Source organism: Nonomuraea sp. NPDC003201, from assembly GCF_053590415.1.
On record NZ_JBSFTC010000030.1, the window covers coordinates 37,700 to 50,035 of the forward strand.

Sequence of the window (12,336 nt, forward strand, 5' to 3'; positions counted from 1 at the left end):
TTCTTTTCGTGGGCTTAAGGCCGCGCATAAGGTGACGTCCATGCGTTTTGGGGTGCTGGGTCCGCTGGCCGTGTGGACGGATGCCGGCGAGAGCGTCACGGTTCCCGGGCTCAAGGTACGGGCGCTGCTCGTGGACCTGCTCGTCCACGAGGGCCATCCCGTGTCCGTGGACCGGCTGGTCGACGACCTGTGGGGCGCCGAGCCGCCGGGCAATCCGGCCGGTGCGCTGCAGGTGCGCGTCTCGCAGCTGCGCAAGGCCTTCGAGGACGCCGAGCCCGGCGGCAAGAACCTCGTCGTCTCCCGCGCCCCCGGCTACCTGCTGCGCCACGAGGACGGGGCCGTGGACGCGGCGCGCTTCGCCGGCCTGCTGGCCCGGGCGGAGGCCACCGACAGCCCGCGGACCAGGGCGGGGCTGCTGGCCGACGCGCTGGCGCTGTGGCGGGGGCCGGCGTACGCCGACTTCGCCGACGAGGAGTACACCAGGTCGGCCATCCTGCGCCTGGAGGAGCAGCGGCTGTCCGCGCTGGAGCAGCACGCCGAGGCGCGGCTGGAGCTGGGCGAGCACGGCCTGCTGGTGGGCGAGCTGGGCGATCTGGTGGCCAGGCATCCGCTCAGGGAACGCCTGCGCGCCGTCCACATGCGGGCCCTCTACCGCGCGGGACGCCAGAGCGAGGCGCTGGCCTCGTACGGCGAGCTGCGGGACCGGCTGGCCGACGAGCTCGGCCTGGACCCGGGACCCGAGCTGGTCGCCCTGCACCAGGCGATACTCGGGCAGGACCCGGCCCTGAGCGTGCCCGCCGACCGCCCCGTCACGAACCTGCCCGCCTCCGTCAGCAAGCTCATCGGCCGGGACGAGGCGCTGGCCGAGGTGTGCGCGCTGGTGGGCGACGAACGGCTGGTGACGCTCACCGGCAGCGGCGGGGTCGGCAAGACCCGGCTGGCGCTGGAGGCCGCGAACCGGCTGGTGGACGGGTTCGCGGACGGGGCCTGGCTGGTCGCGCTCGACCAGGCGTCCCGCTCCCCCGCCGAGGCCGTGCTGGCCGCCCTGGACATCCGCGAGGACGCCGGCGCACCCGCGGGGGAGCCGGCCTCCCAGGGGGACCGGGCGCTGGAGCGGCAGCTCGGCGCGGCGCTCAGGGCCAGGCGGATGCTGCTGGTCCTGGACAACTGCGAGCACGTGGTCGAGCAGGTCGCCGAGCTGGCCGAGGCGCTCCTGCGGGCCTGCCCCGACCTGCGGATCCTGGCCACGAGCAGGGAGCCGCTGGCCGTGGCCGGCGAGGTGCTGTGGAGCGTGCCGCCGCTCGACGTGCCGGGCAGCGCCGATCTGGCGGTCATGGCGCGCTCGGACGCGGTCAGGCTGTTCGTGACCAGGGCCGCGGCCTCGGCCCGCGGGTTCGCGCTCGACGCGCGCAACGCGGCGGCCGTGGCGCAGCTCTGCCGGCGGCTCGACGGCATCCCGCTGGCGCTGGAGCTGGCCGCGACCCGGGTGCGGGCGCTGGGCGTCCAGGGCGTGGTGGGCAGGCTGGACGACCGGTTCAAGCTGCTGGCCTCGGGGCAGCGGGGCGCGCCGGCCCGCCAGCAGACGCTCACCGCGGTGATCGACTGGAGCTGGGACCTGCTGTCCGACGACGAGCGCCGCGTCCTGCGCCGCCTCGCCGTGCACGCCGACGGCTGCACGCTGGAGGCCGCCGAATCCGTCTGCGACGCCGCCGAGCTGGACGTGCTCGACCTGCTGGCCCGCCTGGTCGACCGCTCGCTCGTGGTCGTCGTCGAGTCCCCCGCCGGCGTCCGGTACCGGCTGCTGGAGTCGGTGTCGGAGTACTGCCGGGCCAAGCTGTCCGACGCGGGCGAGCTCGACCGGGTACGCCTCGCGCACCTGCGCCACTACCTGGCGCTGGCCGTACAGGCCGAGCCGGAGCTGTACGGGCACGACCAGCGGGACTGGCTGCTGCGCCTGGACGCGGAGGCCGCCAACCTGCGGGCGGCGCTCGACACGGCGGTCGCCGGCAAGGACGCCGACAGCGCGACCCGGCTGGTGAACGCGCTGGCCTGGTACTGGTTCCTGCGCGGCCGGCTGGCGGAGGGCCGGCGGTCGCTGGCCGCGGCCCTGTCCGTCGATGCGGATGTCTCCCCGGTCCGGGCGAGGGCGGCGGCCTGGGAGGCCGGGTTCGCGCTCATGCTGGGTGAGGAGGTCGACTGGGAGCCCGTGCTGGCGGCGGTCGAGGACCCGAGCGAACGGGCCAGGGCCGAGCTGTTCGTGAGCATGCACGTCAAGGACATGCCGACCGGGCAGGAGCTGGTGGGCCGGGCGCTGCCCACGTTCAGGGAGACCGGCGACCGGTGGGGCGTCGCGGCGGCGCTCGCCAGGCAGGCCAGGGACGCGTTCACGACGCGGGACATCGAGACGCTCGAACGGACCGGCGAGGAGAGCGCGCGGCTGTTCACCGAGCTGGGCGACCGGTGGGGGCTGCTGCAGGCCACGGCCTGGCTGGCGTCGCTGGCCGAGATGGCGACCGACGCGGAGCGGGCCACCCGGCTGTTCGGCGAAGGGCTGCGGATGGCCGAGGACCTGGGGCTGTGGCCGGAGGTCTCCACGCGCATCGCCTGGCTGGGCTGGATCGCGATGCAGACCGGCGACTACGACCGCTCCATGGAGTTCTGCGAGCGGGCCATGAAGCTGGCGCAGAGCCAGGGCTACATGGAGGGCGCGATCATGGGCGAGATGGGCCTCGCCTTCGCCGCGCGCCGGGCCGGGCGGCTGGACCTGGCCGAGACGCACCTGCGCCGGCTGCTCGAAGGGGTGCCGCGCGGCGCGGACGTCGAGCCCCCCTTGTACGTGCCGGACACGCTGATCGAGCTGGGCTACCTCACGGAGCTGCGCGGGGACCCGGCCGCGGCCAGGGAGCTGCACGTGGAGGCGCTGGCCGCGGCCCGCAGGATGGGCGACGTCAGGACGATGGCGTTCGCCGTGGAGGGCGCGGCCTCGGCCGCCGGGCCGACCGAGAAGGCGGCCGTGCTGCTGGGGCTGGCGGCCGCGGCCAGGGAGCGGAACCAGACCCCGGCGGGGGCGGCCGAACGGGCCGACGTCGAGCGGGCGGCGGCGCGGGTACGCGAGGCGCTCGGCGAGGAGGCCTTCGCGGCCGCGTACCGGGAGGGCGCCGCCCGCAAGCTCGACGAGGCGGCCGACCTGCTCTGAGGGCTAGGCAAGGTACTCGGCCAGGCGGTCGAAGAACTCGATCCAGCCCGCCTTGGCCTGCTCGGCGTGCGCGGCGTCGGTGTTGACGCCGTACTGGTGGAAGCGCATCCTCGTCTTGCCGTCCGCCTCGGTGAAGTCGATCGTGACGACCGACGCCGGCCCTTCGCCCGGGTTGTCCGGGTCGCCCGTGGTGAACACCAGCCGCTCCGGCTCCGTCACCTCGCGGTAGGTCCCGTCCAGCGTCGCCTCGAACCCCTCCTCGCCCACCAGCGTGGCCCGCCAGACGCCGCCGGGGCGGGTGTCCAGGGTGATCCGGCCGACCGGCGTGCTGAGCATCCGCGGCCCGAACCACTGCGAGAAGCGCTCCGGCTCGGTCCAGGCGGCCCACACCAGCTCGCGGGGGGCGTCGAAGAGGCAGTTGATCTCGTATTCGGCGGTCTGGGTCATTGTCGTGTCCTTTCCGGTTCGTTCGATGGCTCAAAGGTCGCAGGGCGCGCTTCAGATCTCCTTCTCGTGGCCTTAAGGTGCGTGGCAGGCTGGCGGTATGAGGATCATTCGCGCCGCCAGAGTGCTCACCGGCCGGCCCGGAGAGGTGATCGCCGACGGCGAGGTCCTCGTCGAGGGCGACCGGATCGTCTCCGTGGGGCCGCGCGGCAGCGGGGGCGCGGCCGCCGAGGTCCTCGACCTGCCGGGCCACACGGTGCTGCCCGGGCTGATCGACGCGCACGTGCACCTGGGGTTCGACGCGAAGGTCGATCCGGTGACCCGGCGCAGCTCCGAGAGCGACCACCACCTGCTGTTACGCATGGCCGAGAACGCGCGCAAGCTCGTCTCCGCCGGCGTCACCACCGCCCGCGACCTGGGCTCGCGCGGCTTCCTCGACCTGGCCCTGCGCGACGCGATCGAGGAGGGCCTCACGGTCGGCCCGCACATCGTGGCCGCCACCAGGCCCATCACGATCACCGGCGGCCACTGCTGGTACATGGGCGGCGAGGCCGACGACGAGCCCGCCATCCGCCGCGTCGCCAGGGAGAACCTCCGGGCGGGCGCCGACTGCCTGAAGGTGATGGCCTCCGGCGGCCTGATGACGCCGGGCGCGCCGCCGAGCTGGGTCCCGCAGTACGGCACCGAGCAGCTCAGGGTCGTCGTGGAGGAGGCCGCGTCGCGCGGCAAGGGCGTCGCCGCCCACGCCCACGCGCACGCCTCCATCCGCAGCTCCATCGAGGCGGGCGTCACGACGCTGGAGCACTGCACGTTCTTCGGCCCGTCGGGGCACGACTACGACGCCGAGCTGGCCGACCTCGTCGCGGCGAGCGGCACGTACGTGTGCCCCACCGTGCACGGCGTGTTCTGGCGGATGCGCGAGACCTACGGCCCCGAGATGATCGATGCCTGGCTGAACGCGGTGGCCGCCATGCGGGAGGCCGGGATCCGGCTCGTCGCGGGCACCGACGCCGGGTTCACCAACGGCGGCATCGCCAACGAGACCGACGGGTACGTCGCCGGGCTGGAGGTGTTCGCGGAGGCCGGGTTCGGCCACGCGGAGATCATCGAGATGGCCACCGTGCGCGCCGCCGACGCCTGCGGGGTGGGCGGGGTGACCGGCTGCCTGGAGGCGGGCAAGCGGGCCGACCTGATCGCGGTCAAGGGCGATCCGCTCGAACGCCTGGCCGACCTGCGCGATCTCACACTCGTCCTGATCTCCGGTCGTTCCGTCACGCAGACGGGCATCGACACGGTGACCTCGTCCGTCGGCTGAGAGGATTCTTCATGCTGCCCTGGTCCGCCGAGCTGGCCGGCCGTCTCGACCATTCCGTCATCGACAGCGCCCTGCTGCGCGGCAACCCCCTGGGGGATCCGCACGAGCGCCCGATCATGGTGTACGTCCCGCCCGGGTACGACGACGATCCCTCCCGTCGCTACCCCTCGATCTACGTGCTGCTCGGCTACACCGGCCATGTCGCCATGTGGCTGAACCGGGCTCCGTTCCGCCAGCCGTACCCGGAGCTCGCGGACGCCGCCTTCGCCTCAGGCGAGGCCCTGCCCGCGATCGTCGTGTACGTGGACGCGTGGACCTCGCTCGGCGGCAGCCAGTTCCTCGACTCCCCCGGCACCGGGCGCTACCACTCCTACCTGCGGGACGAGGTCGTGCCGTGGGTGGACGCCCGCTACCGCACGATCGCCGACCGCGACCACCGGGCGGTCACCGGCAAGTCGAGCGGCGGCTACGGGGCCATGGTCACCGCGATGCTGGCGCCCGACGTGTTCGGCGCGCTGGCCACGCACGCCGGCGACGCGTTGTTCGAGGTGTGCTCGCGCGGGTCGTTCCCCGAGGTGGCGCGCAGGCTGCGGGACATGTACGACGGCTCGTACGACACGTTCCTCGCCGACTTCCGCGGCCGGCTGGCCGGGACCAAGGAGGGGGACCTGGAGCTGCTGGAGATGTACGCGTACGCGGCCGCCTACTCCGCGGACCCCGACGGGACCGTCCGCGTGCCCTTCGACGACACGGGCGCCGTCGTGCCGGAGGTGTGGGAGCGCTGGCTGTCCTGGGATCCCGTGCTGATGGCCCCGCGGCACGCCGAGGCCCTACGCTCGATGCGGGCGATCTGGGTGGACGCCGGGAGCAAGGACGAGTACTTCCTGGACTTCGGGGCGGTGGCGTTCCGGCGGGCGCTGGAGGCGGCGGGCGTCAAGGACGAGAACGTCTACTTCGAGCTCTTCGACGCCGGCCACGGCGCCATCGAGTACCGCTACCCGCTCGCCCTCGCCTGGCTGTCGCGCCGCCTGACCCCCTAGGACCGGAGACTGCGCACGCCGGCGAGGATCAGCTCCGGCCCGGCGCGGAAGGCCGCGTCGCGCTGCTCCCGGGGCCAGGTCTCGGCCTTCCTGGCCTGCTCCTCGACCGTGTAGCCGTTCACGTAGGCCATGACGGTGTCCACGGCCACGGCGGCCCTGTCCGCGGGGATGCCCGCCGCGGCCAGGGCCGCTATGAGGGCGTGGAAGCCGGCCACGGCCTCCTCCCCCGCGTGCTGGAACGTCGTCATGAGGCGCGCCCCGTCCCGATGGGCCGGCATGAGCTCGCGGATGCCGATCGCGACGATCCGCAGCTGCTCGTCCCAGGGGCCGTCGAGCGGCGGTGGGGGGCCGTCCTGCGGGGTGACCAGGTGCGTGACCATCGCGTCCAGTAGCGCCTGCTTGCTGGGGTAATGCCGATACAGCGCGCCTGCCTGCACCCCGAGCCGGCCGGCCGGGCGGCGCATGGTCAGCCCGTCCAGGCCGACCTCGTCGAGCAGCTCGATCGCCGGCCGCGACCGGCCGGCCGAGGTCCATCGGGGCGAGCGGGACCTCCGGTCGGCGCTGACCGAATATCAGGCCGACCTGCTGGAACGCGGGAACGCGGCGGTGGAGCACGGCAAGGAGGCCATGAAGCGGTTCGTCCCCGCAGACTCTCAATCATCCAGATGACACTTGTCAATCAAACGATTGATGCTCTACCGTCCTTGCACATGGCGGCACGAAGGGCGCCGCGCCCTGAGGAGCGCGGCAAGGCGGCGGAGCTGACGCGGGAGCGGATCCTGCGGGCCGCCGTGAGCGAGTTCGGCGAGAAGGGATATTCCGGCGCGCGCACCGCCGGGATCGCCGCCCGCGCCGGCGTCAACCAGCAGCTGATCTCCTACTACTTCGGCGGCAAGCAGGGGTTGCTGGAGGAGCTGCGGCGGCGCCGGCAGGCGGACGAGGCCGCGTCCGACGCCTCGTCCGCCTCGTTCGCGGAGTCGGTCGGGGCCCAGCTGGAGCGCACGCTCGACGACCCGGAATGGGCACGGCTGGTGGTGTGGCAGGCGCTGGGCGACTGCCCATTCGCCGACGCCGAGGAGGGACAGCGGTACGCGCAGGCGCAACGCGCCCGGATGGCCGGGTCGCTGGAGCGGATGCGCGGGCGGCAGGAGGCCGGGGAGGTCACCGATCGGGTCGATCCGGCGTTCGCGCTGCTGGTCGCCTATGCGGTGGTGTTCGCGCCGATCACGATGCCGCAGTTCGTCCGGGACATCTTCGGCGACGAACCGCTCTCGCCCGAGGTGCGCCGCCGCCTGCATGGTGAGCTGGTCAGGCTTCTCGGCCAGGCCGAGGATTAGGGAGGTTCTGCGGCGATGGTGATGGTGGTCTTCGGGGCTCGGGGCAGTGTGGGGCGCCATGTCGCCGCCGGTCTGCTGGCGGCCGGCGAACAGGTGCGGGTGACGAGCAGGGACCCGGAAAAGGGCGGCCTGCCCGCTTCCGCGGAGGTCGTGGCGGCCGATCTGGACCTTCCTGAGACGTTGCCCGCCGCGCTGGAGGGCGCCACGAAAGTGTTCGTGTACGCCAAACCGGACGGTGTCGCGGGCTTCGTCGAGGCGGCCCGGTCGGCCGGGGTGCGGCAGGTGGTGCTGCTGTCGTCGGCGGCGGTCGTGATCGAGGGCTCCGAACACAACCCGATCGCCGTGCACCACCAGGTCGTCGAGACGGCCGTGGAGGGCTCGGGGCTGGACTGGACGTTCATCCGGCCGGGGATGTTCGCGACGAACACGCTGTGGTGGTGGCAGGCGGCGATCCGGGGCGGGGACGTGGTGCGGCTGCCGTACCCGGAGGCCGAGACCGCCCCCATCCACGAGAAGGACCTGGCGGCGCTCGCGGTGACGGCGTTGACGGAGTCCGGGCACGAGCGGCGGGCGTACACCGTGTACGGGGTGGAGTCGCTCACGCTGCGGCGGCAGGTCGAGCACATCGGGGAGGCGATCAGGCGTGCGATCGCCGTCGAGGTGGTGTCGGAGGCGCAGGCGCGGGAGGAGATGGGCCGGACGACGCCGGCGGTCGGCGTCGAGGTGATCATGAAGCAGTGGGCGGCCCGCGACGGCATACCCGCGCAGACCTCGACGGTGGTGGAGAAGGTGACCGGCCGCCCGGCGCGCACGTTCGCCGAATGGGCCGTCGACCACGCGGACGACTTCCGCTGAGCGAGCCGGGTGTCAGCCCAGGTGCCGGGCGAAGAACCTCAGCGAGCTGTCCGTCTCGAACCGCGGCAGATCTCCGTGCTTGCCGGGGTTGGCGTGCAGCGTCTTCTCGGCCGAAGCGAAGGCGTCGAACAACGCCAGGCCCTCGGCCCGCGGCACCCGCTCGTCGTCCCACTGGAGCAGGAACCGCACCGGCACGGTGATCCGCGCCGCGGTCCCGGCCAGCGTGGTCGCCCCGAGCAGGCCCAGCACCGCGGCGCCGACCCGGGGTTCCGCGGCGACGAACGGGACGCCGAGCCCGCAGCCCATCGACATGCCCCAGTAACCCACCGGACCTGCGCCGACGTGGTCGAGCTGCTGGAGCGCGGTCAGGACCGCCTGCCATTCCGCGACGGCCTGCCCGGCCAGGAGGCTGTGCATGGCGAGGACCTGCGCGGTCGCGTCCTCGCCGGCGGCCGCACGGGCCCGCATCTCGGTCGCGATCCGGCCGAACTCCTCGCCTTTCGGCCGCTCGCCGTGGTTGGGCGCGTCGATCGCGGCGACCGCGAACCCGCCCTCGGTGACGAAGTCGTGCGCGCGGGCCAGGATGCCGGGTGCCTTCTTGTGCTGCCCGCCGCCGTGTCCCATCAGGATCAGGGGACGAGTGCTCGGGGCGGCTTCCGGCGTCCACAGCACGCCGGGGATCTCGCCGAGGGTGAAGAGCTGTTCGGTGACGCCGTCCGACGACGTCCGGGAGATGAAGCGCATGGCGTTTCAAGCCTTTCGGGAGGCCTTCTGCGGGCGCTCCCTAGACCATGCGTGGGAGGGAGCCCCGACCTGTCACAGCGTTGATCGGTCTCACCTCCTCGAGTTCGCAGCGATGCACGGCGCCGCCGAAAGTATCACAAGCGGCACCGCTCGCGTGACACCAGGCATGGGGTCCGGCAGGGTGCCGCTGGGGTTCCAGTGAGCTTGCTCCTTGCGCCTGCCGCGGGCGTTACCGAGTTGCGGCGATCTGTCCGAGCAGGTCCGTCGTCACGCGGTCGAGGCGGGCCGCGGTGTCCGGGTCGAAGTCCTTGCCGGTCATCGGCAGCGGCTTGCCGCGCATGTAGGCGGTGACGGCGGGTTCGGGCGCGGCGTCCAGCAGTGCGGCGATCGGCACGATCGCCTTGCCGACCGGCATCGCGAAGAACCGGGCGAGCGCCTTGGTGACGGCACGCCTGGGCTGCGGCAGCGGGTCGGCCATGCTGGTGTTCACGAAGCCGGGGTTGTAGAGGACATAACGCGTACGGGCCGCCGGGTAGCGAGCGGGGAAGCCGGCTCCCAGCAGGTCGTTGCAGCGCGAGGACTGCATCGCCGCGCGCATCCCCGTGTAGTCCTCGCGCCATTGCAGGTCGTCCCAGTTGACGCGGCCCGGCAGGCCGCCGGGTCCGGCGATGTTCATCACGACGGGCGCCTGCGCGCGTTCCAGGTGCTCCATCAGGCCGTGGCCGATGACGAACCGGCTCAGGTAGGCGAGCGCGAAGGTGAACTCCAGCCCGTCCGCCGTCTCCTCGCGCCTGGGCCGGAACCGCTGGGCCGCGAACACCAGCCCGTCCACGGCCTCGGTGGTCGCCTTGACCTCCTCGACCACCTGCCGCATGCCCGCGACGGTGCTCAGGTCGGCCCGGAGAAACACGGCCCTGCCCTCGGCGCCGAGCCCGTGCGCCTCGGCGAGGAAGGCACGCCCCTTGTCCTCCCCGCTGGCCACGGCGATCACGCTGTCCCCGCGCCGCAGGAAATGCAGCCCCAGGCCCTTGCCCATGCCGTCCGTGCCGCCGGTGATCACGTATGTACGCATTCCCGAGCCCTCTCAAGTCATCGATCGGTGACAAGAATGCTAGGCCCGGCCGCTGGTTAAGTCAACGTACGATGACTTAGGATGATTTGCATGGACCAGCCGAAACGCCGCGACAAAGCCGCCACCCGCGCCAAGCTGCTCGACGCCGCCCGCCTGCGCTTCGCCCGCCAGGGCTACGACGGCACCGGCGTACGGGAGATCGCGGCCGACGTGGGTGTCGATCCAGCTCTGGTCTTCCGCTACTTCGGCTCGAAGGAGCAACTCCACGAGGAGGCCGTACGCGTGGAGATCCCGGCCGGCCTCACGGACGACCCGGCGCGTCCGCTCACCCACATCACCGACACGCTGCTGCACGATGTCGTCTTCGCCGACTGGGAGCAGTTCGCCGGCGAACACCCGCTCCTGGTGATGCTGCGCTCCGCGGGACGCCCGGCCATCCGCGACCAGTTGCGTACGCAGATCTGCGAGGGCTACCTGCCCGACTTCGCCGAGCGGATGGGCGGCGAGAACCCCGCCCTGCGGGCCGAGATGGTGGGCGCGCTGCTGCTCGGTATGGGGGTGATGCGCTCACTGCTCGGCAGCCCCGCCCTGAGCGACGCCTCCTTCGAGGAGACGCGCGCACTGGTCGCCCGGCTGGTCACGGCCTTGAGCGATCAATCCCCTCGATAACTCCCCAGTTATGCTCCCCTGCGCCTTTTGTCGCGGAGCGCCGACCCGGTGTGGGGCTGACCCGGGTCACGGTGATCGGCGGCGTTCGTGCTCGGCGGTGCGTGGCGTCAACCTGCGAACTTCTCGACAGCCGCCGGGGTGACGGGGGTGAAGAAGTTGACGAGGTTGCCGTCGGGGTCGCGGAACAGCAGCGACCGGTTGCCCCAGGGCATCGTGGTGGGCTCGTTGACGAAGTCGGTCACGAAGCCGATCAGGTTCTGGTGAACGCGATCCACGTCGTCGACGAGGAACTCGATGATCACGCTGTGGTTGTCCGCCGGGCGGGCAGAGCCCGGGGCGAACAGCGGGACGGTGCGGGTGCCGGCGATCGCGAGGGTGGCCTTGGGGGTCTTGAGTTCGGCGAAGTCCTCGGTGGCCCACATCGCACGCACCCCTGTGGCTCGTTCATAGAACTCGACGAGGCGCGCGACGTCGCCGGTGATGATCCGGATCGAGACGAAGTTCATGGGGAGCTCCTTGGCTGTGCTGAAGTCGTGCGCTTGGCAGACTAGGAGAAATACGGGACAGAATCGGTCCTGTATTCGCATAGGCTGCGAACATGCCTCGACCCACCGGGCGCGTGCTGACACTCCTGGAGCTGCTGCAGTCGGGCGGCATCCGGACCGTGGCCGAACTCGCCGACCGGCTCGGCGTCGAAGGACGCACCGTGCGGCGGTATGTGGACCAGCTGATCGATCTCGACGTGCCCGTGGAGTCGGTGCGCGGCCGCTACGGCGGGTACCGGCTCGCTCCCGGGTACCGCCTGCCTCCGCTCATGCTCACCGACGACGAGGCGCTGGCCGTGCTGCTCGGCCTGGTCGCCGGCCGCCGGGCAGGGTTGATGACGACGCAGCACACGGCGAGCGAGACGGCATCGGCCAAGATCCGGCGGGTGCTGCCCAAGCACATCGCCCGCCGGCTCGACACACTCCTGGAGTCTCTCGCCTTCACGGATCAGCCCGGTGAGTTCGCCGCCCCGGACGCCGGGGTCCTGCTCACCATCGCCGACGCGGTACGCCACCGCCGACCGGTCTCGATCCGATACACCGACCGCGACGGGCGGCTCAGCGAACGCACGCTGCACGCGTACGGGATCGTCGCCCATTCGGGCCGGTGGTACGTCACCGGCAACGACGCCCGGATCGGCGAGGACCGAACCTTCCGGCTCGATCGCATCGCGGACGCGAGGACCCTGCCCGGCTCATTCGACGCGCCCGCAGGTCCGGATCCGGCACAGCGCGTGCTGTCCGGGTTCGCCACGGCCGAGTACCGCCATGAGGTGACCTTGCGGATCCACGGGACGGTTGAGCAGATCCGCGCCCACCTTCCCGCCAGCGTCGCGAGCCTGGAGGAGCACGAGCCCGCGGCCGGCGAGGACCGGACGAGCGAGCGCTGGCTGCGCGTCGAGCTACGGGTGGAGCGGCTCGACTGGTTGCCTCCGGCACTCGCCTCGCTCAACCGGCCGTTCGTCATCGAGCGTCCCGACGAACTGCGCGACCGCGTCATCGCGCTCGCCGACCACCTCGCGTCCTGCGCCCGCCAAGCCTGACAGCGAGGAACCAAGGTCAGGAGGTGGCACACCTGGTCGTCGTCCGGCAGGGGCCGGTCGCCGGACGTGACCAGGC

At 72.3% G+C, this 12,336-nt stretch carries 13 protein-coding genes; 8 read left to right on the forward strand and 5 right to left on the reverse strand.

Going from position 1 to position 12,336, the window contains the following annotated elements; translation table 11 throughout:
- Positions 1-40 precede the first annotated feature (40 nt).
- Complete coding sequence (locus ACWDX9_RS14595; RefSeq protein WP_449953424.1) at positions 41-3,196, forward strand: BTAD domain-containing putative transcriptional regulator; 3,156 nt, start codon at positions 41-43, stop codon at positions 3,194-3,196.
- Positions 3,197-3,199: 3 nt separating this feature from the next.
- Here ACWDX9_RS14595 and ACWDX9_RS14600 read toward each other — a convergent pair whose 3' ends face one another.
- The gene (locus ACWDX9_RS14600; RefSeq protein ID WP_449953427.1) at positions 3,200-3,643 is read right to left on the reverse strand and encodes an SRPBCC family protein; all 444 of its coding nucleotides are present in this window, start codon (positions 3,641-3,643) and stop codon (positions 3,200-3,202) included.
- Positions 3,644-3,740: 97 nt separating this feature from the next.
- Here ACWDX9_RS14600 and ACWDX9_RS14605 point away from each other — a divergent pair, with 97 nt between their 5' ends.
- Positions 3,741-4,955 (forward strand): amidohydrolase family protein, encoded by a 1,215-nt coding sequence (locus ACWDX9_RS14605; protein WP_449953430.1) that lies wholly within the window; start codon positions 3,741-3,743, stop codon positions 4,953-4,955.
- Positions 4,956-4,966: 11 nt separating this feature from the next.
- Positions 4,967-5,995 (forward strand): alpha/beta hydrolase, encoded by a 1,029-nt coding sequence (locus ACWDX9_RS14610; protein WP_449953433.1) that lies wholly within the window; start codon positions 4,967-4,969, stop codon positions 5,993-5,995.
- Here the strand turns inward: ACWDX9_RS14610 and ACWDX9_RS14615 are convergent.
- Positions 5,992-6,459 carry a TetR/AcrR family transcriptional regulator gene (locus tag ACWDX9_RS14615; RefSeq protein ID WP_449953435.1) on the reverse strand — a complete coding sequence of 156 codons (468 nt, stop codon included), beginning with the start codon at positions 6,457-6,459 and terminating at the stop codon, positions 5,992-5,994. The genes ACWDX9_RS14610 and ACWDX9_RS14615 overlap by 4 nt on opposite strands.
- On the opposite strand from ACWDX9_RS14615, the gene ACWDX9_RS14620 reads away from it, so the two are divergent.
- Genes ACWDX9_RS14620 through ACWDX9_RS14630 form a run of 3 tightly spaced genes read left to right on the forward strand, consistent with a single transcriptional unit; the run spans position 6,458 to position 8,187 of the window.
- Positions 6,458-6,664: a hypothetical protein gene (locus ACWDX9_RS14620; protein ID WP_449953438.1), complete on the forward strand. Its 207-nt coding sequence runs from the start codon at positions 6,458-6,460 to the stop codon at positions 6,662-6,664. The genes ACWDX9_RS14615 and ACWDX9_RS14620 overlap by 2 nt on opposite strands.
- A 41-nt stretch (positions 6,665-6,705) precedes the next feature.
- The gene (locus ACWDX9_RS14625) at positions 6,706-7,332 is read left to right on the forward strand and encodes a TetR family transcriptional regulator (RefSeq protein WP_449953441.1); all 627 of its coding nucleotides are present in this window, start codon (positions 6,706-6,708) and stop codon (positions 7,330-7,332) included.
- A gap of 15 nt (positions 7,333-7,347) precedes the next feature.
- Positions 7,348-8,187, forward strand: a complete 840-nt coding sequence (locus ACWDX9_RS14630; protein ID WP_449953443.1) for an NAD(P)H-binding protein — start codon at positions 7,348-7,350, stop codon at positions 8,185-8,187.
- Between the two features lie 12 nt (positions 8,188-8,199).
- On the opposite strand, the gene ACWDX9_RS14635 is transcribed toward ACWDX9_RS14630, so the two are convergent.
- A complete protein-coding gene (locus tag ACWDX9_RS14635) occupies positions 8,200-8,931 on the reverse strand; it encodes a dienelactone hydrolase family protein (protein WP_449953444.1) in 732 nt (243 codons plus the stop codon).
- Positions 8,932-9,160: 229 nt separating this feature from the next.
- The gene (locus ACWDX9_RS14640; protein ID WP_449953447.1) at positions 9,161-10,003 is read right to left on the reverse strand and encodes an SDR family NAD(P)-dependent oxidoreductase; all 843 of its coding nucleotides are present in this window, start codon (positions 10,001-10,003) and stop codon (positions 9,161-9,163) included.
- Positions 10,004-10,093: 90 nt separating this feature from the next.
- On the opposite strand from ACWDX9_RS14640, the gene ACWDX9_RS14645 reads away from it, so the two are divergent.
- On the forward strand, positions 10,094-10,672 hold the full coding sequence (locus ACWDX9_RS14645) for a TetR/AcrR family transcriptional regulator (protein WP_364244471.1): 579 nt from the start codon (positions 10,094-10,096) through the stop codon (positions 10,670-10,672).
- Between the two features lie 107 nt (positions 10,673-10,779).
- Here ACWDX9_RS14645 and ACWDX9_RS14650 read toward each other — a convergent pair whose 3' ends face one another.
- Complete coding sequence (locus tag ACWDX9_RS14650) at positions 10,780-11,178, reverse strand: VOC family protein (RefSeq protein WP_449953450.1); 399 nt, start codon at positions 11,176-11,178, stop codon at positions 10,780-10,782.
- Positions 11,179-11,270: 92 nt separating this feature from the next.
- Here ACWDX9_RS14650 and ACWDX9_RS14655 point away from each other — a divergent pair, with 92 nt between their 5' ends.
- A complete protein-coding gene (locus ACWDX9_RS14655; protein WP_449953453.1) occupies positions 11,271-12,260 on the forward strand; it encodes a helix-turn-helix transcriptional regulator in 990 nt (329 codons plus the stop codon).
- Positions 12,261-12,336: the final 76 nt, after the last annotated feature.